At 66.9% G+C, this 26,741-nt stretch carries 32 protein-coding genes and 2 tRNA genes; 7 read left to right on the forward strand and 27 right to left on the reverse strand.

Annotated elements, in window-relative coordinates:
• Positions 1–12 precede the first annotated feature (12 nt).
• From DM818_RS01070 to mvk, 8 genes are all read right to left on the reverse strand, one after another.
• A complete protein-coding gene (locus DM818_RS01070; RefSeq protein WP_123123991.1) occupies positions 13–1,410 on the reverse strand; it encodes a zinc ribbon domain-containing protein in 1,398 nt (465 codons plus the stop codon).
• Positions 1,407–2,585, reverse strand: coding sequence for a thiolase domain-containing protein (locus tag DM818_RS01075; RefSeq protein WP_075936094.1), 1,179 nt, complete (start codon positions 2,583–2,585; stop codon positions 1,407–1,409). The genes DM818_RS01070 and DM818_RS01075 overlap by 4 nt, the downstream gene beginning before the upstream one ends.
• A 62-nt stretch (positions 2,586–2,647) precedes the next feature.
• A complete protein-coding gene (locus DM818_RS01080; protein ID WP_123123990.1) occupies positions 2,648–4,357 on the reverse strand; it encodes a glutamate--tRNA ligase in 1,710 nt (569 codons plus the stop codon).
• Positions 4,358–4,402: 45 nt separating this feature from the next.
• A complete protein-coding gene (gene idsA3, locus DM818_RS01085) occupies positions 4,403–5,440 on the reverse strand; it encodes a geranylfarnesyl diphosphate synthase (protein ID WP_123123989.1) in 1,038 nt (345 codons plus the stop codon).
• Complete coding sequence (locus tag DM818_RS01090; protein WP_123123988.1) at positions 5,437–6,789, reverse strand: ribonuclease J; 1,353 nt, start codon at positions 6,787–6,789, stop codon at positions 5,437–5,439. Before DM818_RS01090 ends, idsA3 begins: the two co-directional genes overlap by 4 nt.
• 219 nt (positions 6,790–7,008) lie before the next feature.
• A complete protein-coding gene (locus DM818_RS01095) occupies positions 7,009–7,800 on the reverse strand; it encodes a GIDE domain-containing protein (protein ID WP_123123987.1) in 792 nt (263 codons plus the stop codon).
• A 62-nt stretch (positions 7,801–7,862) separates the two neighbouring features.
• The gene (locus DM818_RS01100; RefSeq protein WP_143823759.1) at positions 7,863–8,600 is read right to left on the reverse strand and encodes an isopentenyl phosphate kinase; all 738 of its coding nucleotides are present in this window, start codon (positions 8,598–8,600) and stop codon (positions 7,863–7,865) included.
• Positions 8,593–9,576, reverse strand: coding sequence for a mevalonate kinase (gene mvk / locus DM818_RS01105; RefSeq protein WP_075936089.1), 984 nt, complete (start codon positions 9,574–9,576; stop codon positions 8,593–8,595). Before mvk ends, DM818_RS01100 begins: the two co-directional genes overlap by 8 nt.
• 84 nt (positions 9,577–9,660) lie before the next feature.
• Between mvk and DM818_RS01110 the strand changes: the two genes are divergently transcribed.
• Positions 9,661–10,167, forward strand: a complete 507-nt coding sequence (locus DM818_RS01110) for a hypothetical protein (protein ID WP_075936088.1) — start codon at positions 9,661–9,663, stop codon at positions 10,165–10,167.
• 10 nt (positions 10,168–10,177) lie between these two features.
• Here the strand turns inward: DM818_RS01110 and rpsB are convergent, their stop codons facing one another.
• The 16 genes from rpsB to DM818_RS01190 form a co-directional block, all read right to left on the reverse strand.
• The gene (gene rpsB / locus DM818_RS01115) at positions 10,178–10,933 is read right to left on the reverse strand and encodes a 30S ribosomal protein S2 (protein WP_075936087.1); all 756 of its coding nucleotides are present in this window, start codon (positions 10,931–10,933) and stop codon (positions 10,178–10,180) included.
• A complete protein-coding gene (gene eno, locus DM818_RS01120; RefSeq protein WP_123123986.1) occupies positions 10,930–12,126 on the reverse strand; it encodes a phosphopyruvate hydratase in 1,197 nt (398 codons plus the stop codon). The genes rpsB and eno overlap by 4 nt, the downstream gene beginning before the upstream one ends.
• Positions 12,123–12,299, reverse strand: coding sequence for a DNA-directed RNA polymerase subunit K (locus DM818_RS01125; RefSeq protein WP_123123985.1), 177 nt, complete (start codon positions 12,297–12,299; stop codon positions 12,123–12,125). The genes eno and DM818_RS01125 overlap by 4 nt, the downstream gene beginning before the upstream one ends.
• The gene (locus DM818_RS01130) at positions 12,296–12,490 is read right to left on the reverse strand and encodes a DNA-directed RNA polymerase subunit N (RefSeq protein WP_075936084.1); all 195 of its coding nucleotides are present in this window, start codon (positions 12,488–12,490) and stop codon (positions 12,296–12,298) included. Before DM818_RS01130 ends, DM818_RS01125 begins: the two co-directional genes overlap by 4 nt.
• Positions 12,491–12,501: 11 nt before the next feature.
• A complete protein-coding gene (locus tag DM818_RS01135) occupies positions 12,502–12,900 on the reverse strand; it encodes a 30S ribosomal protein S9 (RefSeq protein ID WP_075936083.1) in 399 nt (132 codons plus the stop codon).
• Complete coding sequence (locus tag DM818_RS01140) at positions 12,894–13,331, reverse strand: 50S ribosomal protein L13 (protein ID WP_075936082.1); 438 nt, start codon at positions 13,329–13,331, stop codon at positions 12,894–12,896. Before DM818_RS01140 ends, DM818_RS01135 begins: the two co-directional genes overlap by 7 nt.
• Positions 13,328–13,678, reverse strand: a complete 351-nt coding sequence (locus tag DM818_RS01145) for a 50S ribosomal protein L18e (protein WP_075936081.1) — start codon at positions 13,676–13,678, stop codon at positions 13,328–13,330. The genes DM818_RS01140 and DM818_RS01145 overlap by 4 nt, the downstream gene beginning before the upstream one ends.
• A 33-nt stretch (positions 13,679–13,711) precedes the next feature.
• A tRNA-Leu gene (locus tag DM818_RS01150) sits at positions 13,712–13,796 on the reverse strand.
• A 101-nt stretch (positions 13,797–13,897) separates the two neighbouring features.
• Positions 13,898–14,644, reverse strand: coding sequence for a DNA-directed RNA polymerase subunit D (locus DM818_RS01155; protein WP_123123984.1), 747 nt, complete (start codon positions 14,642–14,644; stop codon positions 13,898–13,900).
• 1 nt (position 14,645) lies between these two features.
• On the reverse strand, positions 14,646–15,026 hold the full coding sequence (locus tag DM818_RS01160) for a 30S ribosomal protein S11 (protein ID WP_075936079.1): 381 nt from the start codon (positions 15,024–15,026) through the stop codon (positions 14,646–14,648).
• A complete protein-coding gene (locus tag DM818_RS01165) occupies positions 15,023–15,553 on the reverse strand; it encodes a 30S ribosomal protein S4 (protein WP_075936078.1) in 531 nt (176 codons plus the stop codon). The genes DM818_RS01160 and DM818_RS01165 overlap by 4 nt, the downstream gene beginning before the upstream one ends.
• Positions 15,553–16,071 carry a 30S ribosomal protein S13 gene (locus tag DM818_RS01170; protein ID WP_075936077.1) on the reverse strand — a complete coding sequence of 173 codons (519 nt, stop codon included), beginning with the start codon at positions 16,069–16,071 and terminating at the stop codon, positions 15,553–15,555. The genes DM818_RS01165 and DM818_RS01170 overlap by 1 nt, the downstream gene beginning before the upstream one ends.
• A 24-nt stretch (positions 16,072–16,095) precedes the next feature.
• Positions 16,096–16,178, reverse strand: a tRNA-Ser gene (locus DM818_RS01175).
• Positions 16,179–16,305: 127 nt separating this feature from the next.
• Positions 16,306–16,857 carry a hypothetical protein gene (locus DM818_RS01180; RefSeq protein ID WP_123123983.1) on the reverse strand — a complete coding sequence of 184 codons (552 nt, stop codon included), beginning with the start codon at positions 16,855–16,857 and terminating at the stop codon, positions 16,306–16,308.
• 208 nt (positions 16,858–17,065) lie between these two features.
• Complete coding sequence (locus DM818_RS01185; RefSeq protein WP_075936075.1) at positions 17,066–17,275, reverse strand: hypothetical protein; 210 nt, start codon at positions 17,273–17,275, stop codon at positions 17,066–17,068.
• The gene (locus DM818_RS01190; RefSeq protein ID WP_075936074.1) at positions 17,272–18,312 is read right to left on the reverse strand and encodes an Mrp/NBP35 family ATP-binding protein; all 1,041 of its coding nucleotides are present in this window, start codon (positions 18,310–18,312) and stop codon (positions 17,272–17,274) included. Before DM818_RS01190 ends, DM818_RS01185 begins: the two co-directional genes overlap by 4 nt.
• Positions 18,313–18,449: 137 nt before the next feature.
• Between DM818_RS01190 and DM818_RS01195 the strand changes: the two genes are divergently transcribed.
• Positions 18,450–19,223 carry an alpha/beta fold hydrolase gene (locus DM818_RS01195; RefSeq protein WP_159436318.1) on the forward strand — a complete coding sequence of 258 codons (774 nt, stop codon included), beginning with the start codon at positions 18,450–18,452 and terminating at the stop codon, positions 19,221–19,223.
• A 194-nt stretch (positions 19,224–19,417) separates the two neighbouring features.
• Entirely contained in the window at positions 19,418–21,301 is a 1,884-nt protein-coding gene (locus DM818_RS01200; protein ID WP_153952211.1) for a sensor histidine kinase, read from the forward strand.
• Between the two features lie 7 nt (positions 21,302–21,308).
• Here the strand turns inward: DM818_RS01200 and DM818_RS01205 are convergent, their stop codons facing one another.
• Complete coding sequence (locus tag DM818_RS01205) at positions 21,309–22,340, reverse strand: tyrosine--tRNA ligase (RefSeq protein WP_075936071.1); 1,032 nt, start codon at positions 22,338–22,340, stop codon at positions 21,309–21,311.
• A 142-nt stretch (positions 22,341–22,482) separates the two neighbouring features.
• Between DM818_RS01205 and DM818_RS01210 the strand changes: the two genes are divergently transcribed.
• From DM818_RS01210 to DM818_RS01220, 3 genes are read left to right on the forward strand one after another with little or no spacing between them, the layout of a single operon-like run.
• The gene (locus DM818_RS01210) at positions 22,483–22,725 is read left to right on the forward strand and encodes a hypothetical protein (protein WP_075936070.1); all 243 of its coding nucleotides are present in this window, start codon (positions 22,483–22,485) and stop codon (positions 22,723–22,725) included.
• Positions 22,726–22,772: 47 nt separating this feature from the next.
• Entirely contained in the window at positions 22,773–23,939 is a 1,167-nt protein-coding gene (locus tag DM818_RS01215) for a thiolase C-terminal domain-containing protein (protein ID WP_075936069.1), read from the forward strand.
• Positions 23,936–24,304 carry a Zn-ribbon domain-containing OB-fold protein gene (locus tag DM818_RS01220; RefSeq protein WP_075936068.1) on the forward strand — a complete coding sequence of 123 codons (369 nt, stop codon included), beginning with the start codon at positions 23,936–23,938 and terminating at the stop codon, positions 24,302–24,304. The genes DM818_RS01215 and DM818_RS01220 overlap by 4 nt, the downstream gene beginning before the upstream one ends.
• Here the strand turns inward: DM818_RS01220 and DM818_RS01225 are convergent.
• Positions 24,301–24,669, reverse strand: coding sequence for a thioredoxin family protein (locus DM818_RS01225; protein ID WP_075936067.1), 369 nt, complete (start codon positions 24,667–24,669; stop codon positions 24,301–24,303). The genes DM818_RS01220 and DM818_RS01225 overlap by 4 nt on opposite strands.
• A gap of 115 nt (positions 24,670–24,784) precedes the next feature.
• On the opposite strand from DM818_RS01225, the gene DM818_RS01230 reads away from it, so the two are divergent.
• Positions 24,785–25,924 carry an acyl-CoA dehydrogenase family protein gene (locus DM818_RS01230; protein WP_123123980.1) on the forward strand — a complete coding sequence of 380 codons (1,140 nt, stop codon included), beginning with the start codon at positions 24,785–24,787 and terminating at the stop codon, positions 25,922–25,924.
• Here DM818_RS01230 and DM818_RS01235 read toward each other — a convergent pair.
• The gene (locus DM818_RS01235) at positions 25,921–26,694 is read right to left on the reverse strand and encodes an enoyl-CoA hydratase/isomerase family protein (protein ID WP_075936065.1); all 774 of its coding nucleotides are present in this window, start codon (positions 26,692–26,694) and stop codon (positions 25,921–25,923) included. The two genes, DM818_RS01230 and DM818_RS01235, sit on opposite strands and share 4 nt — an antisense overlap.
• Positions 26,695–26,741: the final 47 nt, after the last annotated feature.

Here is a 26,741-nt window from a genome sequence, read left to right on the forward strand (position 1 = left end):
AAGTCGTTCCGCCTACGTGGTCTGCACTTTGAATCCGTAGCGGGTGACCCCCTCCTGCGTGTAGATTTTTCGCTGGACGGACTCGACCTCGTCGCCCACGGCCGCGTCGCCGACGACCATCGCTGGACTGCTCGCCGTCTCCTCGTCGGGCGTGTCGAAGGCGACGATGGCGACGCCGAAGGCCCCGGATTTGGACTGGAGCGCCTCGAACTCCGGGGGAGCACCTCCGGAGCCGATTTCGGTCTTCGCCTCGACAGTACCCGTTCCGGCGAGTGCGACCTCCTCGAACTCGACGAGCGTGTCACAGCCGCGACAGGCACCCTCCGGCGGGAAGGTGTAGGTGCCGCAGTCGGGACACCGGCCGGCGACGAGTCGGTGGCGTTGCGGGAGCGATCGATGCCACGTCGGCACGGAGACGTACGCGCCGCCGCCGTCCGGCTCTTCTGCCGTGATTTCGCCGCGCAGCCGGAGGTAGGCGGCGTAGCTGACCGATTCGCCCGCATCGAGCGAAATGGCGGTCGATAGGTCGTCGTCGCGCTCGAAGACGAGCGCGTCGGCCCCTGCGCCCGACCCCCACGAGGCCGCGAGGACGCGTTCAGCGCCATCCTCGAAGGCCGTCGCCAGCCCGAGCGGGACCGAGGCCGCGCCCGTATCGCCGAGCGTGGAGACCGTCTCCGCGGCGTGGATGGTTTCGGTCTCGACGCCCATCGCCCCGGCCGCGCGGTAGGGCTGTTTGCCGTCGGGCATCTGGACGGCGGCTGCGTCGAGGTCACCGGTCTCGACGCCGTCGACGGCCGCGCCGAGCGGGCGCGCGAAGGCGTTCCGGTCGTACGTGCCGGCGTCGATGCTGTCGACGGTGTCGCTGCCGCGCTCGCGGAACCGCGTTCCGGGGTACGCCTCGGTGTGAGTCGCCGAGTCGGCGACCACGACCGGTGCGTCCGGCCCGACGAGGAACGCCGCTGCGCCGGCACCCGCGGCGTGCTCGCGCGCGTCGTGCGGTTCGCCCTGCGGGCAGTCGGACACGACGACGAGCCCGCAGTCCGGTTCGGCGGTGAGTGCCGAATCGAGCGCCTGCGTGCCGGCGCGCGTACTGCCGGTGAAGACGCGGCGAGTCGCGTCGGTCGACACGCCGAGCAGCGAGCCGAGTCGCGCGGTCAAATCTTCCTCTTCGAGCGGCGGGGTCGTGCTCGCGAACGCGAGCCAGTCGACCGACTCGGGAGAAACGTCGCCGGCATCGAGCGCGCGGGTCGCAGCCTCCCACCCCATCGTCAGCGCGTCCTCGTCGGCATCGGGGACGGCGGTCGTCTCGACACCGGGCGCGTGGAAGGAGTCCCACGCGTCCTCGAACTCCTCGGCCGCGATGCGGTAGTCGGGGGCGTACGCGCCGACTGCGGTGAATCCGTAGCTCATTGTTCCACCTCCTGTTCCCGCTCGAAGACGTGGACGACGGCAGCACCGCCGGAACCGCCGACGTTGTGGGTGAGTCCGACCGCGGGGTCGTCGAGCTGGCGGTCGCCCGCCTGTCCGGAGAGCTGTTTGTACGCCTCGACCACCTGTCCGGCACCGGTCGCGCCAATCGGGTGACCCTTCGACTTGAGTCCGCCCGAGGTGTTGACCGGCATCTCGCCGTCCATCTTTGTCGCCCCCGACTCGATGTACTCGCCGGCCTCCCCGCGCTCACAGAGGCCGATATCCTCGTAGGCCATCAGCTCGGCGATGGCGAAGCAGTCGTGCACCTCGGCGAAGTCCAGGTCGGCGGCGGAACGGTCGGCCATCTCGTAGGCCTCGTCCGCGGCGCGTTTCGAGGCCGGCACGCCGGAGTAGGTGTCTCGCTGGAACAGGCCGACGCGGTCGGAGGAGGCACCGACGCCGGCGACGCGAATCGGGTCGTCGGTGAACTCATCCACCACGTCCTCGCTGACGATGAGCGCCGTCGCTGCGCCGTCGGTCGTCGGACAGCAGTGATACAGCGTGAGCGGGTCCGCGACCGTCGGGGCGTTCATCGCGTCCTCGAGCGTGCACTCGAAGCCGAGCTGTGCGTGGGGGTTCTTCGCGCCGTTCGAGTGGTTCTTGACGGCGACGTGCGAGAGCTGCTCTTTCGTCGTGCCGTGTTCGCGCATGTGGGCGGAGGCCATCTGCGCGTACACGCCGGAGAACGTCGTTCCGGAGAGCCGTTCCCACTCGGTTTCGCCGGAGACGCCGAGCCAGTAGCGCACGGCGTCGCCGGAGGCGTCGGTCATGATTTCGACGCCGCCGGCCAACACCACGTCGGCCATCCCCGATTTGACGGCCTGGACGGCCTGGCGGACGGCGTAGCCCGAGGCGGCACACGCGTTCTCGACGCGCGTGGTCGGGACCCCGTGGAGCCCGACGTGTTCGGTGACGGCCGGCCCAGAGAGACCGAGCTGGCGACCGCCGACGCCGAGCGTGCCGACGAACGCCTCGTCGATGCGGTCCGGGTCGATGCCCTCGGGAACGGCGTCGAGGGTGTTCTCGTAGGCCGTCGCGAACAACGACCGGTACGATTCATCCGGGAAGCTGCCGTAGTCGGACTGTCCTGCGCCGACGAGATACGCGTCGGTCACGGTTGGCTCACTCGCATACGGGTATCACCACGCCCGAGGTAAAATAACCGACTACTGAGGCGTTACTCGTGGGTGAAGTAGACGACCGTCTCGCGGTCGGTCTGTTCGTCGATGCGGACGAAGCCGATGCGCTCGAACTGGAGCAGGTCGTCTTCCTCGTAGGATTCGATAGCCGGCTCGCCGAAGCAGGCCACGTCACCGTCCATCGTCCGCATCCGGACCGAGACGGAGCCGTCGGTCGGCACCCAGTGGACGACCGGCACGTCCTTCTCGCGCACGATGTCGATGGACTCGTCGGTGTACACGAGCGTGTCGCCCTCGCGCCCGAACGGCCCGAACCCCTTGAGCCAGACGCGCTCGCCGACCGCCGGCACGTCGTCGGGTTCGAGCATGACCGAATCGCCGACCGGGATGTCGCGCTCGCCTCTGTCCTCGTGGTCGGGGTGGACCGGCGGGTGCGCGGAGCCGGGACCGCCGGCGATTTCGAAGCGGACGCCCTCGCGGACGGCGAAGGCGCGGTCCGTCTCGTCGTCCACCAGTTCGCGGTTGTGCGCGTAGATGTTCGACATCGGGAGGTCTACGTCGGAGGTGGAGGTGCCGAGTTCGACCATCGCGTCGACGATGGCCTGGCCGCGAATGCCCCGGCGGCGCAGCGACTTGATGGTCGGCACGCGGGGGTCGTCCCAGCCGTCGTACTCGCCGGCCTCGATTTTCTCCTTCAGCGTCGAGGTGGAGAGTTTCACGTCGTAGGCGTCCACCTGCACGTGGCCCCAGTGGACCACCTCGGGGTACTCCCAGCCGAAGTAGTCGTAGACGAACCGCTGTTTCTTCGCCGAGTCCTGCAGGTCGATACCGCGGATGATGTGGGTGACGCCCGTCAGGTGGTCGTCGATGCCGGACTGGAAGTCGAGCATGGGCCAACACCGGTAGTCGGCGGCTTCCTCGCGCGGGTGTGGCGTGTCTATCATCCGGAAAGCGACGAAATCGCGCAGTGCAGGATTTTTGTGCTCGATGTCGGTGCGCACGCGCAGGACGATATCGCCCGACTCGTACTCGCCGTCGACCATCGCGTCGAACTCCTCGTGGACCGTCCCGGCGTCCTTCTCGCGGTGCGGGCAGGCCTCGCCGCTATTCTTCAGCTCGGAAAACTCCCCCTGCGGGCAGGTACAGGTGTAGGCACCGCCGGCGTCGATGAGCTCGCGGGCGTGCTCGTAGTAGATGTCCAGCCGGTCGCTGGCGCGGTACACCTCGCTCGGCTCGAAGCCGAGATACTCGATATCCTCGAGGATGGCGTCGTAAGCATCGAGGTCCGGACGCTTCGTCTCCGGGTCGGTGTCGTCAAAGCGGACGATGAACTCACCGTCGTACCGCTCGGCGTAGGTGCCGATGACGGCAGGCATCCGCGCGTGGCCGATGTGCCACGGGCCGTTCGGATTCGGCGCGGCCCGCATCTTCACGCCGTCTTCGGTGTTCGAGAGGTCAGGCAGGTCGTGTTCGTCCTCCTCGTCGTCGGCGTCGAGTTCGGCGACGGCCTCGGGGTCGAGTGCTTCGAGGCGGTCGCGCTTTGCCGACTCCTCGAGCCCGTTCACGCGTTCGATGACCGGCGCGATGACGCCCGGAATCTGGTCGCCGTGCTCGCGGAAGTCCGGATTCTCGCCCAGCAGCGGCCCCATGATGGCCCCGACCTGTGCGTCGCTACCGTGTTTGAGCGCGTTGAACAGCGCGGCCCGCTCGGCCTCGCGTTCGACTCGCTCGCGGAGGTCCTCGTCCATTATCGGTACCTGACCCGCGGGCGCGAAAAGGGCGTGGGTTCGCCGTCAGTACTCCCGGGTGATGAGGAAGTCCGCGATATCCTCGAGCAGCGACCGCGCCTCGTTGTCGGGGAGCCGCTGGAGCCGCTGTTTCCCGTTCTCGACGTGTTCCTCGGCGAGGTCGCTGGCGAACTGAATCGAGCCGACGGATTCGAGTTCCGCGACGGCCTCGTCGATGGTCGCCTCGGTGACGGCCTCGGGGTCGTCGGTGTCGACCAGACTCTCGATGTCGACGCCCTGCTCGCGGGCGTGGAGCGTAATCGCGGTCCGTTTGCCCTCGACGAGGTCGGAGCCGCGCTGTTTGCCCAGCTTCTCGGAGGGCGTCGTCAGATCGAGCACGTCGTCGTGAATCTGGAACGCGCGCCCGATGTCGATGCCGTACTGGTGGAGTGCGTCGACGGTCTCGTCGTCGGCACCCAACAGGATGGCCGGGATGGCGGCCGCAGCAGCGTACAGAACGGCGGTCTTCAGCTCCACCATCTCCATGTACTCGTCGGTGGTCACGTCGCCGCGCCCCTCGAACTCCACGTCGAACGCCTGCCCCTCACAGATTTCGGTGCAGGTGGTCGCGAGTTCATCGAGCGCGCGGACCTGTCGGTCCGGTGGTGCGCCGGTCTCCAGCATGTACTCGAAGGCCTTCGAGTAGAGCGTGTCCCCGGCGAGGATGGCCGTGCCAACGTCGTACTCGCGGTGGACCGACGGGACCCCGCGACGGAGGTCGTCGTCGTCCATGATGTCGTCGTGGATGAGCGTGAACGACTGGATGACCTCGATGGAGACGGCACCGCTCATCAGGTCGACCGGCTCGTCGGTGAGGTCCGGGAACGACCGGTACGGCTGGGTCTGCGGGTCGGTGTCGGTGAGCGCCTCCGCGACGAGCAACAGCAGCGTCGGTCGCAGGCGCTTCCCACCGGCGGTGAGGAGATACCGGGAGGCCTCGTAGAGCCGCTCGGGTCGCGCCAGCGGTAGCTGTTCGTCAATCGCGTCGTTCACCTCCTCGCGACGGGCTTCGACAGCCGCGCGGACGCGCTCTTTGCAGCTCATTCGACCAGGTTGATGATGTTGCCGTTGCGCGTTACGTGGAGGTCACGTCCGAGCGTGTACCCCTTCTTGGCCGCGAGGTCCACGTACGGCGCGAAGCCTTTCATGTCCTGGTGGGCCGGGATGACGTTCTGGGGTTCGAGCGCGTCGAGCATCTGGTAGTGGCCCTCCTCGCGGAGGTGGCCCGAGACGTGGATGTCGTCGTAGATGCGGGCACCCTGCATGCCGAGCAGCTTCTCGGACTGGTAGCGCTGCCCCTCGTTGGTCGGCTCCGGGATGACGCGGGCAGAGAACAGCACCTTGTCACCCTCGTCGAGCTGGTACGGCGTCTCGCCGCGACCCATCCGGGTGAGCATTGCACGCGGCTCGCCCTGGTGGCCCGTCACGATGGGGAGGAAGTTCTCCTTCCCCTCGTTCATGATTCGCTTGAACGTCCGGTCGACGGACTTGCGGTGGCCGTACATCCCCACGTCGTCGGGGAAGTCAACGAAGCCGAGCCGCTCTGCCGTGCCGGAGTACTTCTCCATCGAGCGGCCGAGCAGGACCGGCTGGCGGCCCATGTCCTTGGCGAACTCGACGAGCGAGGAGACGCGCGCGATGTGAGAGGAGAACGTGGTGGCGACGATACCGCCGTCGTAGTCCTCGATGGACCCCATCACGTCCTTCAGGTGACCGCGGGCGGTCGACTCGGAGGGCGTGCGGCCCTTGCGACCGGCGTTGGTACAGTCCTCGATATACGCGAGCACGCCGTTGCCCTCGCGGCCGATCTCTCGGAACCGGTCCATGTCGATCGGGTCGCCGATGACCGGCGTGTGGTCCATCCGCTTGTCCAGCCCGTAGACGACCGCGCCCTCGGGCGTGTGGACGACCGGATTGATCGCGTCGATGATGGAGTGGGTGACGTTGACGAACTCCAGTTGGACGTTGCCGGAGTCACCGATTTCGAGCATCTCGCCCGCCTCCATCTTCTGGAGGTCGTTGTTGACGCCGAACTTCTGTTCGCCCTCGATCTGCTGTTTCACCAGTTCGATAGTGAACGGCGAGGCGACGATGGGTGCGTCGTACCGGTGTGCCAGCTTCGAGATGGCACCGATGTGGTCGAGGTGGCCGTGCGTCGGCACGATAGCCTGCACGTCACCCTCGAGGTCGCTCATGACGCGGTCGTCAGGAATCGCCCCCATGTCGATGAGGTCGAGGCTGTGCATTCGTTCCGTCTCTACGTTGTCGTGGATGAGGACCTTCGACAGGTTCAGCCCCATGTCGAAGATGACGATGTCGTCGCCAGCGCGGACGGCAGTCATCTGCCGACCCACTTCCTCGTAGCCGCCGATTGTTGCAATATCGATTTCCATAGATTTACCTCCGAGGGGCCGCCACGAGTGCGACCGGCGAGTACCCGCAACTGTCGTCCGATACGGCACGCGCGGGTGACAGTCGACCGGAACGGTGGCCCGAAAGCCAGCCGTCCACGACTGTCGAAGCCGGTCGCCCGCTTGGTCCGGGGCGACCGCGTCTCGGTTACCTGTCACTCTCGTGGCCAGCCGTAAAAGTGTCGTGGGTCGTCGGTCGGGTCAGGCGACGACGCCGGCCGCAAGCAACCCGACGCCGAGCAGCGTCACGAGAACGCCGCCGACCAGTCGCCACCGCGCCGACGAGGACTGTGCGTCGATGAGGTCGGACTCAGAGCGGTTCGAGACGATGAATCGCTCGGCGTCGCGGTGACCGTCGTCCGCGCTCGCGACGATTTCGAAGTCGTTCGCGCCGAACGACTGGGCTCCGACGCGGGTCGCCGTCCCGAGCACGTACACCTGTTCGCCCGCCTCGATGGTGTGTTGCGTGTAGCGTCGGTCCCCGACCTGCTGGCCGAAATCCAGCGCCTTGATGAACGCCTCACTCGGCCCGCCGGGCGTCGAGTCCATCGCGAGAAACTCCCGTATCGGGTCCGGCAGCGGCTCGTCGACGCCGATTTCCCGCTCCCACCGGCCGGCGGGGTCGAACTCCAGGGTCGCATCCTCCGGGCGCACGAGCACGCGGTCGGTTCCGTCGTCCAGATAAAACGCCGTCGCGTACGACCCCGATCCCTCCGTGCGCCACGAGGAGTGTTTCCCCGACTCTTCCCACTCCTCGATTTCCCACGAGGCCGCGACGACCTCGTCGTCGGTGAAGGGCGCGGGAAACAGTCCGTCGTCCGTCGCCTCGCTTTCGCCCACGACCTCGACCGGTCCCGGAGTGAGTTGGAGAAGCTCGGTCGTCTCGGTCGACTCGATGAGATTTCGCGTCGCGCGCGTCTGCCAGCCCGAGTAACAGAGGTAGCCACCGATACCAACGCCGAGGACGCCGAGAATCAGGAGGAGCGGATTCACCGCGGGTCACCGTCGTGCATACGCCGACTGCTCGTGGCACTCAGTTGAATCTTGACACTCGCCTAGCCGATGCGCGTCCCCGGCCGCTCGCCGGCGAGGAAGGGACCGACACCCGCGGCGTCGAAGATGTACGCCGGCGAGTCGAGCGCGAGCAGCTCCCGCACCTTCGCCGCCATCCCGCCGGTCACGTCCGTCGACTCGCTCCCGCCGAGGACGTGGGCCACGTCGTCGAACGCCTCGATGGTCGGAATGACGTTCTCCTCGTTGTCGAGGACGCCCGGTACGGCAGAACAGAGGCCGACACGCTCTGCCCCCAGTGATTCGGCCAGTGAGACGACCAGTTCATCGCCCGAGAGGATGGTCACGCCCTCACCAGCGTGGGCGACCACGTCGCCGTGGAGCACGGGGACGAAGCCCGAATCGAGCATCGTCTCGACACTCGCGGTCGGGAGCGTGAGGTCGCCGTCGGTGTCGCGTGCGGCCACCGAGAGCGGGTGGACGGGGACGGCAGGCACGCCGGCGTCAGCGAGCGCCGCGACCACGGCGTCGTTGAGGGTTCGCATCGCGTTCGTGATATCGCGGGCCGCCTGCGCGTCGCGGCTCCCGTCGGTCCGGGAGATACCGTGTCGGCTAGCGTGGTGGTGGCCGAAGCTCCCGCCGCCGTGGACGACGACGAGCGGGTCGTCGAACGCAGCGATGTCGGCAGCGAGTCGCGCCAGTGACTCGGTCGCGACGGTCTCTGGTTCGTCCTTGTCGGTGACGACGCTCCCCCCGAGCTTGAGAATCGTCGGGCTACTCACGGCGAACGCCCTCCGTGTCGAGTTCGGCGCGGAACGCCGTCTCGCAGGCCGTCGTGTACTCGAGGGCGGTCAGGGTTGCGTCGCTCTCGTCGAGCGCGACGACACAGCCGCCACCGCCGGCTCCCGTCAGCTTCGCCCCCATCGCCCCCGCGCCGCGGGCACCCCACACCATCGCGTCCAGCGACCGCGCCGAAACGCCGAGCGCGGAGAGCAACCCGTGGTTGAAGTCCATCAGTTCACCGATCCGGGCGACGTCGTCGTCGCGGAGCGCGCGCTCGCCTTCTCGCACGAGGTCGCCGATCGACGCGACGGTGTCGGCGGCGAACTCGTACTGCTCGCGGAGGTCGCGCACGCCGGCGACGAGCTCGCCGGTGTTGCCGGCACCACCGTCGTAGCCGACGACGAACGGGAGGTCCGGCGGGTCCGGCAGTCGCTTGCAGTCGTCGCCCTCGACGCGGACGGCCCCGCCCATCGCCGAGCAGAAGGTGTCGGCCCGCGAGGCCTGCCCCTCCTGCACCTCGTGTTCGACGCGGTAGGCGCGGTCGGCAAGTTCGGTCGCCGAGAGTTCGACGCCGAGTTCACGCGTCGCGGCGTCGATGCCGGCGACGGCGACGGCGGCCGACGACCCGAGTCCCGCACCGAGCGGGATATCCGACTCGATAGTAACGGAGAAGCCGGCGTCGGGCGCGTCCGCGGCGTCGCGCGCCTGTGCGACCGCGCCGTCGACGTACCCCGTCGCGGCCGCCACGAGGTCGCCGGGGACGTTCACGTCGGCGTCGTCCGGGTCGTCGCCGTAGGTGACGGTGAACCCGTCCAGCGAGAGGTCCTCCGCCTCGACGCGGATGCGGTCGTCGTCGCGTTCCTCGACGGTGACGCGCGCTCGCCGACCGACGGCACACGGCACCGCCGGCTCCCCGTAGACGACGGCGTGCTCCCCGAACAGATACACCTTGCCGGGAGCACTCGATGTTGTCATATCTCGTCGTGACTCCGCGCTCGGGTTAAGTGTGTTCGATACGCGCTGGAACAGGACTAAGCCGCCGCCGCCGTAACTGTCGCCGTGTCCGTCCTCGATGCCCGCCGCCATCTCGACCGCACCCTCTCGGAGCTGGCCGCCGAGTACGGGAATGTCGACGTGGTCGGTGAACGCCGCGAGGTCGAGCCAGACGTGTACGACCGCCTGCGTGAACGCGCGGCCGCCTTCGACGGGCCCGGGGGCGCAGGTGCGTGGGTTCGTGACCCCGACGGTCGCGTTCTGCTGGTCGACACCGACGAGGGGTGGGCCGAGCCGGCAGCCACCTGCCGTCCCGGACAGGAGTACGTCGAGTGTGCAGAGACCGCGGTCCGCGAGTACGGACTGAACGTCTCGCTCACCGGCTTGTCCCACATCCACGTCCGGTATCTCAGCGACTGGACCGACCGCGACCCGCTGCCGCAGCCGTTCGCCGTCTTCTCGGCGCGAGCGACGGGGACGCCGACAGACGGGGCAGCGTGGCACGCGACGCTTCCCGATGACCTGCTGTACGCGTATCTGCAGGAGCTACCGCTGTCGGGCGCGAGAAAGTAGAAACGCGGCCTTACAGTTCGGTCTCGAAGTCTTCGAGCGCGTACGTCGGCTCCGCGCCGCGCTTGTCGAGCGTCTCGTTGGCGAGCAGCCAGTAGACGACCGACAGCGCCTTTCGACCCTTGTTGTTCGTCGGGACGACGAGGTCGACGTTCGAGGTCGTGTTGTTGGAGTCGCACATCGCGATGACCGGGATACCGACGGTGATTGCCTCCTTCACTGCCTGGGCGTCACCGATGGGGTCGGTCACCACGACCACGTCCGGCTCGATGTAGCCGTCGTAGTCGGGGTTGGTCAGGGTGCCGGGGATGAAGCGGCCGGTGCGGGCGCGTGCGCCCACGGCCTCGGCGAACTTCTCGGCCGGGAAGCGACCGTACTGGCGCGAGGAGGCGACCAGAATCTGCTCCGGCTCGTAGTTCGAGAGGAACGACGCCGCGGTGCGGATGCGGCTGTCGGTCTGGGACACGTCGAGCACGTACAGCCCGTCCGTGCGGACCCGGTGGATGAACCGCTCCATCGACTTGGTCTTCTGCTGGGTCCCGATGTGGGCACCAGCAGCCAGGTAATCCTCGACGGGGATGAGGAGGTCTGCCTCGTCGTCCGGCATGACGTCCTCGTCCAGCATCGGTGTCTCGTCGCTCGATTCGTCTGTGTCATCAGTCTCGGCGACCGGCTCCGGGTCCTCGGACGGAACGGCACCGGTCTCGCCGGTGGGCTCCTCCTCGACCTCGGATTCGGCCGCTTCGAGACCTTCGTCGTTGTCGCTCATGCGTTTGCCTCGATTCGGATTAGTTCGTTCAGCTTGGCGGTTCGCTCACCGCCGACCGCGCCCGTCTTGATGAACGGGGCGTCGGTCGCGACGGCGAGGTGTGCAATCGTCGTGTCCTCCGTCTCTCCGCTCCGGTGGGAGACGACGGCGTCGTAGCCGTTCTCACGGGCGAGTTCGATCGCGTCGAACGCGTCCGAGAGCGTGCCAATCTGGTTCGGCTTGACGAGAATCGAGTTTGCCGCACCGGCCTCGATACCCGCCGCGAGCCGCTCCGTGTTGGTGACGAACAGGTCATCACCACAGACCAGCGTCTCGTCGGAGACGCGGTCGGTCAGTTCGGCAAAGCCCTCGTAGTCGTCTTCGTCCAGCGGGTCCTCGATGTACGCGAGGTCGTAGTCGCTCGCCAGTCCGGCGATGTGCTCGATCTGTTCGTCTGGCGTGCGCGTCGTGTCCGCGTAGACGTACTGCTCGCCGTCGAACAGTTCGCTCGCGGCCACGTCGAGCCCCATGCGAATCTCGAAGCCGACCTCGTCCTCGACGGACTCGATGGCGGCCGAGACGATGGCGAACGCCTCCTCGTCGGTGATCGACGGGGCCCACGCCCCCTCGTCCCCCTTCGCTGCGGGGATGTCACGCTCGGCGAGCAGGTCGGCGACCGCCTCGTGGACGGCCGCGTTCGCGAACACCGCATCCGTCACGCTGGGTGCGCCGACGGGTGCGGCGAGGAATTCCTGGATGTCCGTCGCGTCGGCGGCGTGTTCACCGCCACCGACGACGTTCCCGAGCGGCGTCGGGAAGCCGTCGCCGCGGAACGCACCACCGAGGTGCTGGTACAGCGGCGCGCCGAGCATGTCGGCCCCCGCCTTCGCTGCGGCCATCGAGACGGCGACGGCGACGTTGGCTCCGATGCCGGAGAAGTCGTCCGTGCCGTCCGCGCCGTGGAGCGTCCGGTCGACCGTCCGCTGGTCGCCGGCGTACACCTGTCCCTCGATACGCGGGACGGCGCGCTCGCGAGCGTTCGCGATTGCCTCCTCGGCCGGGAGTTCGACGGCCTCGTACTCGCCGGTCGAGGCTCCGGACGGAGCCGCCGCGCGACCGAAGCCGCCGGACTCGGTCCGGACCTCGGCTTCGACCGTCGGATTCCCCCGCGAGTCGAGTATCTCTCGCAGCCGCACCTCGGTGATGAGCGTCACGTCTCGTCACCTCGCCGCACGGTGAACGGAAGCACACCGGCGTCGTACTCCTCGGCCGCGATGAGGATCGGCTCGGTCTGGTTCGTGTCCACGAGCACGGGCGCACCGTAGCTCACCTGCAGGGCGCGTGCCCCGAGGAGTCGGGCCTTCTCGTATCGGTTGTCGGTTTTCATTGGTATGGAGCAACGATGTCGACGAGGTCTTTGTGCGAGACGAGCATGCGTCGACAGCAGGCGCGGTCCACGCCGAGCTCGTCGAGCACCTGTTTGGGGTTCTCGTCGCCCTCGCGGGAGCGCTCTTTGAACTCCTCCCAGTGCTCACCGACGACCTTGCCGCACGTGAAACACCGAACTGGAACCATCATGTGTGAATCACCTAGCGGTAGGACTTCTGGTAGCGAGCCCGCGCACCGGGACCGCCCCACTTCTTCGATTCGGACTGCCGCACGTCGTTGACCAGCAGCGAGCGGTCGAACGAGAGGTACGCGTCGCGAAGTTCGGCGTCGTTGTTGTGCTGGACCAGCCCGCGCGCGATGGCTGTCCGGGCGGCGTCTGCCTGCCCGGCGAAGCCGCCGCCGCTGATTTCGACGTCGATGTCGATATCCTCACGGAGGTCGGCCTCCGCGATGCGGAACGGTTCGAGCATCTTCAGCCGGGACTGCTCCGGTTCGACCAACTCGACCGGCTGGCTGTTGATGCGCACCTTACCAGTGCCGTCGCTGACGGTCGCCCGTGCGACGGCGGTCTTCTTCTTGCCGGATGTGTTCGTTACCATGTGACGTTTGCACCAAGTTCCTCGGACACCTCGGCGAGCGAGGTGAATTTGATGTTCGACAGTCGGTCGAGCGACGTGCCCTCGAGCACCTCACCCTCCTCGTCGTGCGGATTCCCGACGTAGACGCGGACGTTCTCGAACGCCTCGCGGCCGTTCGTCGTCTTGTACGGGAGCATGCCGCGCACGGCTCGCTTGAAGATGCGGTCCGGGCGCTTCGGGTAGTAGGGGCCGCTGTCGGAGCCGACCTCCGCGCGCGTGCGGTACACGTCCATCGTGGCCTCTTCGTTCCCCGTGATGACGGCGCGTTCGGCGTTGACGATAGCCACGCGGTCACCGTCGAGGGCCTGCTGTGCGACGTTGGACGCGACGCGACCGACGATGCAGTCGCGGGCGTCGACGACGAGATCTGCGTCGAACTCTGCTGTGTTCATCGAATCACCCGAACGTCGTTGCCGTCTGGGTTGTTCTCGAGCGCTTCCTCAAGTGTCTGGGTCTCACCAGCGGCCTCGATCTTCGTCTCGGCGGAGCCGGAGAAGTCGACGGCGGCGACGGTGACGTCCTTGCGGAGCGCACCGGAGCCGAGCACCTTGCCCGGCACGAGTACCGTCTCGTCCTCGCGGGCGTACCGCTCGATACGACCGAGGTTGACCTCCGCGTGGGTGCGCCGGGGCTTTTCCAGCCGCTCGGCGAGGTCTGCCCACACGTCTCCACCGCCGTTGCGGGCGGTCGATTTGAGGTCGGCGATGAGACTATCAAGTCTCGGATTTGTCTTACTCATTCGGTATCACTCTCCATCTGGTAGGAAAATGGATGCAGGGAGCAGGATTCGAACCTGCGAACGTCTACACGACAGCGCCCTGAACGCTGCGCCTTTGGCCTGACTTGGCTATCCCTGCAGGCAGACGACCGTACCACACGCCCGTACGTAACCCCTTCGGTGTCGCCGCCGCTGACAGAGCCAGCGGACGCGACCGAAGTGTGGGCGTGTGTGGTCATCTTACAGTTGGACTGCGGATTCCAGTTCGTCCGCGCGAGCGCGGAGTGTGCCGACGGCCTCGGTCACGAGCTCGTCGACGCTCATCGACCCGTCCGTCTCCACCTCGAAGACGAACGCGTTCGGCACGTCGTGGACCTCGATCTCCTTGCCGTCGTAGCGGTTCGTCAGGTCGTTGTCGAACGCCTCGGCGGGGATGAGTTCACCATCCTCCTCGATGACGCCGCGCACGACCTGCGGCTCTTCGTCCTCGAACTCGCCGCGGTCGCCGACGACCTCCACGCGCTGGAGATGTCGGTAACCGACGGCCACGCCGCCCTGGTGTTTGGCGTGGGACTTTCCGGTGTCGAGGACGGCGTCGGCTTCGACTTCGAGCCGCTGGTCCTCCTTCAGTTCGATAATGGGGATGCCGTCGGTGGCAGGCTCGACGAGTCCGTCGCTCGACACGAGGTCGCCCGAGTAGGCCGTGTCCGGCCCCTCGACGTCGATGGCGAGCGTGACGACATCGTCCTCGTCGAACTCGCTCGGGGGCGTGGTCAGCGGGACCATCCCGAGTCGGTGGGCGATCTGCTCGTCGAACATCACCGACGAGTTCTCGACGACCCGCACTTCGTCGATCGAGAGCGTCGGCACGTCGGCCACCATCGCACGGCGGATACCGTTGGCGAACGCCGGTTCGATATTGCGCACGAGGAACCGCGCCTCGGTGTCGCCCCGCTCGATGAACTCTACGGCGTACTCCTCGCTCATCTCAGAACCCTGCGTTCTTCGGTGCGCGCGTTCCGTCGTGCGGAATCGGAGTTACGTCCTCGATGCGACCGATTTCGAGCCCTGCGCGTGCGAGCGCACGAATCGTCGCCTGCGCGCCGGGGCCCGGAGACTTGTTGAGGTTCCCACCGGGGCCGCGCACGCGGACGTGCAGTCCGGTGATGCCGGCCTCCTGGATGTCGTCGGCGACCGCCTCGGCCATCTGCATGGCCGCGTACGGCGACGCCTCGTCGCGGTTTTGTTTCACGACCGTCCCACCGGATGATTTCACGATGGTCTCCGCGCCGGTCACGTCCGTTACTGTGATGATCGTGTTGTTGAACGAGGCGTACACGTGTGCGACGCCCCATTTCTCGTCACTCATTCTTGGTCACCTCCTGCACGCTCGGGGTGCAGGTCGTCTGCGAGCGGACTCCGCTCCTCGTACTCGAGGTCGTCCGATGCGCCGGATTCGACTTTCATCGACGGCGTGGAAACGCGTGCGCCGTCGAGCGTGATGTGGCCGTGGTTGATGAACTGCCGCGCCTGGTTCGGCGTGTTCGCCAGTCCAGAGCGGTAGACGACCGTCTGGAGCCGTCGTTCGAGCACGTCGGTCAGGTCGAGCGACAGCACGTCGTCGAGGCTCTCGTTCTCGTCGAGGATGCCGTAGCGCTTGAGCCGGGCGAGGAACTCCGCGCCCGCCTCGGCGGCAACTTCGGCGTCGCCCTGTGCGTCGCCGAGCAGGTCACGCGCCTCCTGTCGGTAGCTGCGAAGCTCGGACTGTGCCCGCCACAGTTCCTCCTTGTTCTTCAGCCCGTAGGTTTCGAGGGTGCGCGCCTCGTCGTCGATGCGCTCGCCCTGGAACGGGTGGTTCGGCGTCTCGTAGAACTTCGTGTTCGAACCGAGGGGCATTACTCTTCACCTCCCTCGGCTTCCTCAGCCTGCTGTTCCTTGATTGCCTCGACGTTCACACCGATGGTCCCCTCGGTACGACCGGTGGACTTGGTGCGCTGTCCGCGGACCTTCTGGCCGCGTTTGTGTCGAACGCCACGGTACGAATCGATCATCTTCATGCGGTTGATGTCGCGTCGACGCGTCATCTCGAGGTCGTTGCCGAACTCGTGGGTCGACTCGCCGGTGAAGTAGTGGTCCTGGTGGTTGACCATCCACTCGGGAATCTCGTCGGCGAGATTCTCGACGGTCTCGACGACGCGTGCGATGACGTCCTCGTCGAGCGAGCCGAAGACCGAGTCGCGGTCGACGTCTGCCTTGGCTGCGACAATGCGGGCCGTTCGCTGGCCGATTCCGTTCAACTCCATCAGTGACCGCTCGACGCTCTTCGTCCCGTCGAGGTCGGTCTGGCCGATGCGGACGAAGTACTGAATGTCCTCGTCTTCCTCGGCGTCTGTGTCTGGTTCTTCCGCGCTCATATCTGTGATTATCGGGTGGGTGAGCGTTGCGGCGGGGATTCGAACCCCGGGGGCATTACGCCACTGAGTTAGCAACCCAGCGCCTTGGGCCACTTGGCTACCGCAACACGCGGTCGTGTATCTTCGCCCAGCAGACCTGGACTCGGGGCCTCGGCCCCTGCATCGAGTGCGTGTGTAGGAACTCGGCTTGCCCACTTAAGCATCACGAACCGAACGCCGGTGTGCCACCGCTGATCACGCCGCCGTCGCCGGCTGCCACGCCCCCTCAGTCGGGAGCGGCCGAGGACAGCCGGCGAGCGACCCTGTCACCGAGGCAGTACAGCCCGCAGGTCGCCCGTTCTCTAGGGTGAACAGCCGATGGCCGTGGTCGTCCGGAAACAGCCCCGGCGGATTCGATCCAGAGAACGACACGCCAACGCGGTACTGGACACCTGGCCGACAGTCGCTCGCCGTCGAATTCGCCGACGTGGAACGGATTTGCAACACGAATGTCGAACGGTCGCTACCCTGCTCGGATACTCTGTCGACGCGCGCCGACAGGCTCGCGTCCTTGTTGTCGGTCGCAATCGTTCCGACGGATTCGTACCCCGGCCCGCCGCCCAGACTGCTTCGGCTGTAGTCGGTCAATTCGTCCAGACACCCGCGGTCGAGTATCTCGAACTCGGTGACCTGTGCCTGCTGTGGCCCTGTGTGATTGCTGAATCCGGGGAGCGCGTTCACCGGAACAGCCGTCAGAAGCAGTCCGACGACGACACCGGCCACGAGGAACTGGACTCTGGAAGACATCTATCCAGAGCGAGAATGCGCGACTATTAGTGATTCTGGTCCGACACGAGCATTCAAATCGGAAGCCGAGGCCACCACCGACATGAGTTGACGAGCAGCCCGGACCGGTCACGGCGGGAGCGCGGGCAACCGCGGCGGCAGCAACCGTGTGACGCGCCGGTTCGGAACGCAGATGCGTCGCCTGTTCGCTACGACGGACACTCTCGAGTCAATCGCGCGCCAGCGTGCCTCGGTCTTTGATCTCGAAGATCGTTTTCACGTTCCGGTACACGTCCTGCGGGTCGGTGTCTTCCTCCTCGTCGTAGAGGTCTGAGACGCGATAGAGAATCGCCGCGAGCTGTTCGGACTCGGAGCTATCCCCCCGCACGTCCTCGGCGACCTCACGCAGGAGTTCGCGGTACTCGTCGGCGTCGCTCATCGGTTCGCGGTGCGCTGGCGGTGGACGATTCCCTGCATGTCGGCCGTCTCGCGGACGAACTTGCGGAACGCCGCTCCCGTGTCGCTCTCGTCGTCCAGCACGACCGGCTGTCCCGTGTCGCCACCCTCGCGCACGTCGGGGTCGAGGGGGAGCTCACCGAGGAACGGCAGGTCGTTCTCGTCGGCGAACCGCTGGCCGCCGCCGGAGCCGAAGATATCGTGGACGTTCCCGCAGTCGGGACACTTGAACCCGGACATGTTCTCCACGATACCGAGCACAGGGGTGTCGTGCTTGCCGAACATGCGCAGCCCCTTGCGCGCGTCGTCGAGCGCCACCTCCTGTGGCGTCGTCACGATTACCGACCCCGAGATCGGTACCGACTGGAGCAGCGTGAGCTGTGTGTCGCCCGTCCCGGGCGGAAGGTCGACGACCATGTAGTCGAGTCGCCCCCACTCCACGTCCTCAACGAGTTGGGTGATGAGCTTGTGAATCATCGGGCCGCGCCAGATGACGGGGTCGTCCTCGCCGACAAGGAAGGCCATGCTCATCAGCTTCATGCCGAAGCGTTCGGGCGGGACGATGGTCTCGTCCGGCGTCGCCTGCGGTCGCTCGTCGCTCTCGACCATCCGCGGGACGTTCGGGCCGTACACGTCGGCGTCGAACAGCCCGACGCTCGCACCCATGTCCGCGAGGCCGGCCGCGAGGTTGACGGCGACGGTCGACTTTCCGACGCCACCCTTACCGGAGGAGACTGCGATGACGTTCTCGACGCCCGGAAGCACCTCCTCGTCGGGGTCGAGTCCCCGGTCGACGTTGGCCGCAAGCTCGACGTCGAGTCCCTCGGCTTCGAGCAGTTCACGCACCTCGTCTGCGATGTCGGTCTCGACGGGCGAGTACGGTGCCCCGAGCGCAAGGTCGACGGTCACGGCGTCGCCGTCGAGTTCGATGCTGTTGACCAGTCCCAACGAGACGATATCGTCGCCCAGCGCTGGGTCCTCGACTCCGCGCAGGATGTCACGGACCCGCTCCTCGTTCATACTCCGGGTAGCCGTCACCACCGAATAAGAATTGTGTCACGCCACCCGACCGAGGAGACTGCTTTTGGCCACGCCCCGAGAGATACGAGACGATGGGCCCATTGCCTCGGCGCGGAACGGTGGCGGGACATCCGTACGTGAGCTACGGAACCGGCCCGCCGCTGCTCGTCGTTCCGGGCGTGAACGACCCCCTCCTTCCGGCCGGCAGCCGGGCGTGGTTCGACGGCGTGCTATCCGGCTACTGCTACCGACAGGCGAGGGCGTGTGCAGCAGCCGGTGTCCCGCGGACGGTGTGGTACGTCTCGCGTCCGGCCGCGAGCGGAGCAGCGACGGCAGCGGCGATGGCCGACGGCTACCGAGCTGTCCTCGATGAGCTTGGGCCGGTCGACCTGCTCGGCGTCTCAATGGGCGGCTTCGTCGCGCTCGAACTCGCACGCGGCGACGACCGGGTTCGGTCGGTCACCCTGGCATTGGCCGCGGCTCGCCTCTCCAGACACGGACGGGAGTCACTGGAAACGTGGGACGCGTGGGCCCGCGGTGGGCAGTGGGCGAAGGTGTACCGCGCCGGACTCGCCGCCGTCACCAGCGGCTGGTGGAGTCGGCTGACGGCACCGGCTATTCGGCCCTTCGAGCGGCTCCGCGACCACCCGACCGAAGCGTTTCGGCGCTCGCTCGCCGTCGCAACGAGGTTTGACGCGATGCCGTGGCTCTCCGAGCTATCGGTGCCGAGTCTGGTCGTCGGGGGCACCGCCGACCCGTTCTTCACGACGACGGCGTTTGCGACCACCGCAGACGCGCTCGGGGGTCGGTACGAACGGCTCAACGGCTGGGGACACGACGTGTTGATAGACGACGGCCGGCGCGTCGACGAGCCGATAGCACGGTTCCTCAGTCGATGCGAGAGCGCGTGAGCGTCGCCGTCCACGACGCCGGCGCGCACCCGAATGAACAACGGGGGTAGATTGCGAACCACGGTCGTATCCTCCCGGTTGTAGTAGCGTGGAGTCGCCGGAAATCGCGGGCAGAGAGCCTCGCGGACGCGAAGCCGACTCCCCGGCTGACGACCACCACCAACGCTTTTGGCCGATTCGAGTGACGTTCGACCATGGACCTCTCCGGCCGGCCCGAGCGTGCGCTTGCGGGCCTTTCAGTTTGTGCGCTGGGTGCCGGTCTCGTCACCGTTCCCGTGCTCGACATGTACGAAGACGTCACCGTCGGGGGGAAGCCGATCTACTCGACCGTTATCGAGAACTCGATTGGGCTGTTTCTCGCCTTGCTACTCGTCGCCGGCGGCTTCTGGATCGCCTCCCGAGACTGGGAGTTCCGCTACGTCCGTCGGATGATCGTCTGGACGTGGGGTATCGCCGCCGGCTTCGGCTTCGTGTTCACGTGGGTGCTCGGCATCCAAATCGGGCTTCAGGGAGAGTACAAACCGATAATCATCGCGCTGGACGCGATTCTGCTGGGGAGCGTCGTCGCCTTCGGCGTCGGCGTCTTCGACGTGCGCCGAGAGCAGGGCAAACAGCGTGCGGACAGAGAGCAAAACCGGGCGGCCGCGCTGTTCGAAAACACCGCAGACGACGTTGCTGCGCTCCGCGTCTCGCCCGAACGGGTCGTCACGCTCTCGACGAACAGCGTCTTCGACGACAACTTCGACGACGCCGCGGCCGTCTTCGAGGAGGTGATTCGGGCGGCCGGAATGGAGTCCCGCACCGCGTTCATCGAGTACATCGTCGCCGGCGAGCCGTTCGAAGTGGAAGTGACCCTCGACGACCGCGGGGAACAGCGTGACTTCATCGCGCAGGTGACGCCGTACGACGAGACCGACGGCAACGTCGCAGAGCTGTTTCTCGTGTTGACTGACGTGACAGAGCAAAAACAGCTCGCTCGCGAGCGGGTCGCTCGCAGCCGCATCGAACAGCTCCACCAGTCGGCCTCGGAGATGGCGAATGCGCCCGACGACGACGAGGCGTTCGACCTCGCGATGAGCGCGGCAGAGCAGTCGCTCCACTTCGACAGCGCCGTCCTCTGCATCGACGACGAGCCGGTACGGACCAGCGGGACGGACGGGCTGCTCGACGAGGCTGCGGCCGACAGGATTGCGCTCGACGAACAGCCGCTCGTCGTGCGGGACGGCGGGTTGTCGGTGACGCGGCGAGACGACGAGGAGATACTGACGATTCCAATCGGTGGCCAGGGGCTGTTGCAGGCGAGCAAGCGCGGCGAGAGCTTCGAGGAGAGTCAAATACGGGCCGGTGAGCTGTTGACGACGCATCTGCGCGAGACCTTACGACGGCTCGAGCGCGAACAGACCATCCGGGAGGAGCGTGAACGCATGGAGTTTCTCAACCGCATCCTCCGTCACGACCTCCTCAACGGGATGAACGTCGTCCGGATGCAGGGGCAGTTCCTCGAATCGAGCGTCGACGACGACGACCGCGAGCGCGTCGAGACGATTATCGACCGCGTCGACTCGATGACCGACCTCGTTAACACGATGCGCTCGTTCATGAAGGCGGTCATCGAGGGGAACGAACACGAGCTGTTCGCGATGCCGCTGGACGAGGAGCTGACCGACGCCATCGAGGATGCCCGCGAGGCCCACCCCACGGCCGTCTTCGAGGTCGACGGCGTCTTCCCCCCCGTCGAGGTGTTGGCCGACGACCTCATCTCCGAGCTGTTCCACAACCTGTTGACCAACGCCGTCGAGCACAACGACGCCGACGAGCCGCTCGTCCGCATCACCACCGAGACGACCGCAGACAGCGTGCTCGTCCGTATCGCGGACAACGGTCCCGGTATCCCCGAGGGGATGCGCTCGCGCGTGCTGGAGAAAGGGGAGAAGGGAGCAGAAAGCGAGGGAACTGGGCTCGGACTCTACCTGTGTGAGGAGATAATCAGCACGTACGACGGGGAGATGCGCGTCAACGAAAGCGAGCTCGGTGGTGCGGAGTTCGAGTTGGAGCTGCCCCGCGCCGACGCCGAGTAAGCCGCGATTACTCGTACGCGTCCGGGTAGGCGTTCGCCAGCAGTTCGGGCTGGCTCGTGAGTCGCTCCCGGACCGGGTCGATGACCGCGGAGATTGCCGCCGCCGCCCCCGGCTTCAGGTCGGCGGGGTGAAGCTCACCGGAGACGTAGTCGCGTTCCAGTTCGTCGTACGTTTCGTAGACGAGATTCCCGCCGTACTCCTCGGGGCGTTCGACCGTGAGCGTCTCGCCGCGCTCGTCGAACACCGGGAAGACGAGGTACTCGAGGTATTCGAGAACGCCGTTGTCCTCGACTTCGCCTTGTGGACAGTAGGCCCCCTGAATCTTCTCGTCGACCTCGTCGGGCGAGTCGGTGAGGTTCACCTTCGAGGTGGCGTCGGAGGCCGACATCTTCCCGCCGGTCAGTCCCGAGAGCAGGGGCGCGAAGACGCAGGCCGGCTTCTCGTCCTCGTCGAACAGTTCGCGAGAAAGCATGTAGATGCCCCGCTGGTCGATACCGCCGTAGGCGATGTCGGCATCGAGCGCGAGCACGTCGAGACTCTGCATCAGGGTGTACACCAGGCCGCCGAGCTTGGGGTTGTCGGACTGGCGGACGACCTCGCTGCCAGCGCGTTTCGCCCGCGAGATGGTGGTGTCGGCGATGAGCCGGTAGAGCTCGAGCGTGTACGGCTCTTCGAGCTGGTAGTCGGTGCCGCGGACGAACTCCACGTCGTCGGGGTCGCCGCCGGCGGCCTCGATCATGCCGCGGATGGCCTCCTCGTAGTAGGTCGAGCGGGCCTCCAGTAGCTCGAAGGGGGATTTCTCGTCGTCGAGGTGGGCGTGGAGGTCGGCGACGAGGACGGTCACCTCGAGTCCGGCGGCGACGAAGTCGGCGAGCTTGCGCATCGTCGTGAAGTGGCCGATGTGCATCTCGCCGGTCGGCGCGTAGCCGATGTACGCGTGGGGGTTCTCGCGTTCTTGCAGCAGCGTCTCGATTTCTTCCTCGGTGACGGTTTCCTCGGTGTACCGCGTAATCAGGTCCGTGCGGTCGCGGGCGTTCATGCTCGCAGTTTCGGGGTGAGGTGGATAAAACGTCTGTTGTCGCGTGCGACACCCCGAACCGGAAGGGGTAACTCGGAGCCACTACATCTGGAGGTATGGAGATGCGTACGGAGCGACGGGGACGCGCTCGGGGGCGGAACTGATGGTCGGTCCCATCAGCTCCGAGGAGCGCGACTCCTTCGCGTTCCGCGTGAAGGCCGGACTGACTGCGATTGTTGCACTTTCTGCGGGGCTCATCGCGGTGCAGGCGGAGGCGTCGCCGCTGGCGATTCTCGTCGTCACCCTCGCCGGTGGCGTCATCGGCGCGCCGCTCATCTGGCTCGCGATTCCCGGCTCTGGCGGGAGGGAACAGCGCGACCCCCCGGACCGGGAGTTCCGGAAGTAGCCGCCGACAAGCGGACCCTTGATTAGCGCTCACACACGAACAGCAGTATGACTCGCGCAGCAGTCGTCGGCGCCGGCATGACCAAGTTCGGCGTCCACGACACACCCCTACAGGAACTGTTCGGCGAGGCAGCCTTCGGCGCGCTCGATGACGCGGGCGTGACGACCGACGACCTCGATGCGCTCTACTTCGGGAACGCGATGAGCGGACAGGCCGAAAACGAGACGCACCTCGGCCCGCGCGTCGCCAGCCACATCGGCGCGGCCGGACTCGAAGTCCAGCGGTTCGAGGACGCCTGTGCCACCTCGGCAAACGCGTTCAAAAACGCCGTCCGGGCGGTCGACGCCGGCGTCCACGACGTCGTGCTCGTCGGCGGCGTCGAGCGGTGTACGCCCGAGACCGGAAAGGACACTCCGGCGATGACGCGCATCTTCGCGTCCGCCTCCCACCGCCAGTACGAGCAGCCGACCGGGCTGACGTTCCCGAGCGTCTTCGCCCTCCTGACGAAACGCCACATGCACGAGCACGGGACGACCGAGGAGGACCTCGCGGCCGTCGCCGTCAAGAACCACGCGAACGGTCGGCTGAACCCCCGCGCCCACTTCGGGAAGGAGACGAGCGTGGAGGAGGTGCTCGACGGTCCCGTGGTGGCGGACCCGTTCCGCCTGATGGACTGTTGTCCCTTCTCCGACGGCGCGAGCGCGGTCGTCGTCGTGAGCGACGACCTCGCTGACTCCTTCGACGCGCCCGTCGACGTGACCGGCGTCGGCCACGCGACCGACGTGGTGCCGATTGCCGACAAGGCCGACCTGCCCGCGACACAGGCCGCCCGCGACGCCGCGACCGAAGCGTACGCGCAGGCCGGCATCGAGGCGGACGACGCCGACTTCGCGGAGGTCCACGACTGTTTCACCGGCGCGGAGATTCTCGCCAGCGAGGCCATCGGCTTCGCCCCCGAGGGTGAGGGTGGGACCTACGCGGCCGAGGGCCGCACCGCGCTGGACGGCGACCGACCCATCAATCCGTCGGGTGGCCTGAAGGCGAAGGGCCACCCCATCGGCGCGACGGGGACGGCCCAAATCGTCGAGTTGACCGAACAGATTCGCGGCACGGTCGGCGAGCGACAGGTCAGCGACGCGAACGTCGGCGTCGCGCACAACCTCGGCGGAGACTCTGCGACCACCGTCGTCAGCGTCCTGGAGGGTCGCGCATGAACCTGACGTACGACGAGTGGGCCGCGGCGGTTCGCGAGGGCGAACTGCTCGGTCTCTCTTGTGACGCGTGTGACCACACGAACGGCGTGCCGACGGGCGCGTGTCCCCACTGCGGGAACCGCGACCTCACTCGGGTGTCGCTCCCGACGGACGGCGTCGTCCACTCGGAGACGACCATTCAGGTGCCGCCGGAAGGGTTCGAGGAGCGCGGCTATCAGGTCGCGGTTATCGAACTCGGCGACGCGAAGGTGATGGGACGCATCGACGGGGACAGCGAGCGCGTCGCTATCGGCGACGAGGTTGTGCTGTCGGGCGTAATAACGGAAGACGACGACCACCCCGCGCCGCTGTTCGCGTCGGCTTAGGCGAACTGGTCTGCGAGGTAGACGATGATGGGGGCGTCTTCCTCCTCAACGAAGCGAGCGCGCTCCTCGCCGTCGAGTTCGACGACGACCGTCGGAATCAGCTCGATGCCGTACTCCTCGACCAGTTCGCCCGACTTCGAGCCGTCGTCGTTCTTCTCGACGGGGTGGTGGTGAATCTGCTCGTCGGGGATGCCGGCGGCTTCGAGCGCGGCACCGAAGTCCGGAAGCTGTGACCGGCAGTCCTTACACCAGTCGCCGCCCCAGACGCGGATGGTCGGGTCGTCCAGCCCCGCGAACGTTTCGACGGCGTTCTCGTAGGAGGCCGCGTCCCACGTCGGATTCGGCCGCATGGTTTCGAGTTGCATACCGGAGGGAGGGAGGGTCCGGGGCGATTTAGCAGTTGTCGTCCCGCCGGCTCGGGTCGTTCCGGCGGGTGAACACACCTCCACGAATTAACCGTCTGGCACCCCAAATCGAGGTATGCAGGCATTATCGCCGGAACTGCAAGCGTACGCCGAGCGCGTCGAGGAGGTCGCGTCGGAGTTCGAAGACGAGGCGTACACGTGGGAAGGGGACATTCCGTGGGAGAACCTCCAGTTGCTCGCCGACGAGGGGGTGTACTGTCCGTCGATCGACGAGACGTACGGCGGGCAGGGGATGTCGGACCTCGCGTCGGTCGTGTTGACCGAGGCCGTGAGCCGGGCCTGTCCGGACACGGGCTGGTTCGTGTACACCCAGTCGATGGTCGGCCCACGCGCCATCGACCTGTTCGGGAGCGAGTCGGTGAAAGAGCGGTATCTGCCGGGCGTGACCGCTGGCGAGGACCACATCTCCATCGCCATCTCCGAACCCGACGCCGGCTCTGACGTGGGAAACATGACGACGACCGTCGAGGAAGAGGACGGCCGACTCGTCTGTAACGGCGAGAAGATGTGGGTCGGGGGAGTCCCGTTCTCCGACGTGGCCGTCACGTGGGTCCGGTTCCCGGAGGGGCTCGGCTCGGTCGTGCTCCCGCTCGATGACCCCGGCATCGAGGTTGTCGAAGAGTACCGAAACATGGCGGGGTACAGCCAGACTCACTTCAGTATCGACGACGTGGAGATTCCGGCGGACCACGTCCTCACCCGGGGCGAAGACGGCTTCAAACAGCAGTTGGTGTCGCTGAACTGGGAGCGACTCGGCAGTTCGACGCTCGCCATCGGGTGGGCCGCGGCCGCGCTGGAGCAGGCGCTCGCGTACGCGGACGGGCGCGAGCAGTTCGACCAGTCGCTCGACGACTTCCAGGGCATCGAGTGGAAGCTCGCCGAGATGTATCGTCAGTTGGAGACGGCTGCCGGCGTCGTCTACAACACGGCCGCGAGCGCAGACGGCCACGAGAGTGCACCCTCGCGGCTCAAGACCTCGGTCGCGAAGCTCCACGCCTCGCAAATCGCCGAGGAGGTCATCAGCGAGGCGGTCCAGGTCGTCGGCGCACGCGCCTACCAGCAGGGCCACCCGCTGGAGTATCTCTACCGGCTGGCCCGAGGCCGCCGCATCGCGGCCGGCACCGACGAGATGCAGCTGAACACCATCGCGCGGGCGCTGAAGGAAGACGGGGTCCCGAAGGTCTCGGAACGTTAGCGGTCGAAGTCGGGGTCGCGGCCCTCGTTGAACGCCGCGACCGCCTCCGCGTGTTCCGGGTCGGTGACGCACTCCCACTGGTACTCGCTCGCGAGCTGACAGTACTCCTCGAAGGAGCGGGTCGGGTCCACGAGGTCGTTCGTGCGGCGGACGGCCGTCGCGGGCTTGCTCGCGATTTCCCTCGCGAGGTCGGTCGCCGCCTCGAGCGGGTCGGGGCTGGCTTCGACGGCGAGCCCGATGTCGACGGCCGCCTCGGGCGTGATATCGCGGCCGGTGAGCAGATACTCGCGGGCTTTCGCCTCGCCGATGAGCCGGGGCAACAGCCACGCGCCGCCGTCGCCCGGGATGAGACCGATGTTGACGAATCCCTCCCGGAGGAGCGATTCCTCGCCGACGACCCGGAGGTCACACGCGAGCGCGAAGTCACAGCCAGCCCCGACGGCCGGCCCGTTGACGGCCGCGATGGAGGGCGTCGACAGGCCTCGGAGTTTTCCGACCAGCTGTTGGATGAGCCAGAGGTACGCGCCGTACTCCTCGGGCGACTGGTCGTCCCAGTCGGGCATCTCGGTCGTGTCCGCGCCGGCACAGAAGCCGTCGCCCGCCCCTGTCAGGACGACCGCGTAGGTGTCCTCGTCGTTCCCGGCGCGCCGGACCGCGTCGTTGAGTTCGAGCACCGTCGTCCGGGTGAATGCGTTGTACACCTCCGGGCGGTCGATGGTGATGGTCGTGATGCCGTCGTCCGTCTCGTAGCGAATCTCGTCGTACTCCACACCGGGTGTACGGCTGACGGTCACATATAACGGGCGGCGACCCGCGA

Source organism: Halosegnis longus, assembly GCF_009663395.1.
GTDB lineage: Archaea > Halobacteriota > Halobacteria > Halobacteriales > Haloarculaceae > Halosegnis > Halosegnis longus.

Coding starts and splice junctions, on each gene's coding strand:
- DM818_RS01130 (WP_075936084.1), bottom strand. CDS start 12,490: ATGATGGTTCCAGTTCGGTGTTTCACGTGCGGCAAGGTCGTCGGTGAG.
- DM818_RS01070 (WP_123123991.1), bottom strand. CDS start 1,410: ATGAGCTACGGATTCACCGCAGTCGGCGCGTACGCCCCCGACTACCGC.
- DM818_RS01200 (WP_153952211.1), top strand. CDS start 19,418: ATGGACCTCTCCGGCCGGCCCGAGCGTGCGCTTGCGGGCCTTTCAGTT.
- rpsB (WP_075936087.1), bottom strand. CDS start 10,933: ATGAGCGACAACGACGAAGGTCTCGAAGCGGCCGAATCCGAGGTCGAG.
- DM818_RS01170 (WP_075936077.1), bottom strand. CDS start 16,071: ATGAGCGCGGAAGAACCAGACACAGACGCCGAGGAAGACGAGGACATT.
- DM818_RS01160 (WP_075936079.1), bottom strand. CDS start 15,026: ATGAGTGACGAGAAATGGGGCGTCGCACACGTGTACGCCTCGTTCAAC.
- DM818_RS01185 (WP_075936075.1), bottom strand. CDS start 17,275: ATGAGCGACGCCGACGAGTACCGCGAACTCCTGCGTGAGGTCGCCGAG.
- DM818_RS01155 (WP_123123984.1), bottom strand. CDS start 14,644: ATGAGCGAGGAGTACGCCGTAGAGTTCATCGAGCGGGGCGACACCGAG.
- DM818_RS01220 (WP_075936068.1), top strand. CDS start 23,936: ATGAACCTGACGTACGACGAGTGGGCCGCGGCGGTTCGCGAGGGCGAA.
- DM818_RS01165 (WP_075936078.1), bottom strand. CDS start 15,553: ATGCCCCTCGGTTCGAACACGAAGTTCTACGAGACGCCGAACCACCCG.
- DM818_RS01225 (WP_075936067.1), bottom strand. CDS start 24,669: ATGCAACTCGAAACCATGCGGCCGAATCCGACGTGGGACGCGGCCTCC.
- DM818_RS01145 (WP_075936081.1), bottom strand. CDS start 13,678: ATGAGTAAGACAAATCCGAGACTTGATAGTCTCATCGCCGACCTCAAA.
- DM818_RS01135 (WP_075936083.1), bottom strand. CDS start 12,900: ATGGTAACGAACACATCCGGCAAGAAGAAGACCGCCGTCGCACGGGCG.
- DM818_RS01210 (WP_075936070.1), top strand. CDS start 22,483: ATGGTCGGTCCCATCAGCTCCGAGGAGCGCGACTCCTTCGCGTTCCGC.
- idsA3 (WP_123123989.1), bottom strand. CDS start 5,440: ATGAGCTGCAAAGAGCGCGTCCGCGCGGCTGTCGAAGCCCGTCGCGAG.
- DM818_RS01205 (WP_075936071.1), bottom strand. CDS start 22,340: ATGAACGCCCGCGACCGCACGGACCTGATTACGCGGTACACCGAGGAA.
- DM818_RS01080 (WP_123123990.1), bottom strand. CDS start 4,357: ATGGACGAGGACCTCCGCGAGCGAGTCGAACGCGAGGCCGAGCGGGCC.
- DM818_RS01090 (WP_123123988.1), bottom strand. CDS start 6,789: ATGGAAATCGATATTGCAACAATCGGCGGCTACGAGGAAGTGGGTCGG.
- DM818_RS01230 (WP_123123980.1), top strand. CDS start 24,785: ATGCAGGCATTATCGCCGGAACTGCAAGCGTACGCCGAGCGCGTCGAG.
- DM818_RS01180 (WP_123123983.1), bottom strand. CDS start 16,857: ATGTCTTCCAGAGTCCAGTTCCTCGTGGCCGGTGTCGTCGTCGGACTG.
- DM818_RS01190 (WP_075936074.1), bottom strand. CDS start 18,312: ATGAACGAGGAGCGGGTCCGTGACATCCTGCGCGGAGTCGAGGACCCA.
- DM818_RS01140 (WP_075936082.1), bottom strand. CDS start 13,331: ATGAACACAGCAGAGTTCGACGCAGATCTCGTCGTCGACGCCCGCGAC.
- mvk (WP_075936089.1), bottom strand. CDS start 9,576: ATGACAACATCGAGTGCTCCCGGCAAGGTGTATCTGTTCGGGGAGCAC.
- DM818_RS01215 (WP_075936069.1), top strand. CDS start 22,773: ATGACTCGCGCAGCAGTCGTCGGCGCCGGCATGACCAAGTTCGGCGTC.
- DM818_RS01125 (WP_123123985.1), bottom strand. CDS start 12,299: ATGAAAACCGACAACCGATACGAGAAGGCCCGACTCCTCGGGGCACGC.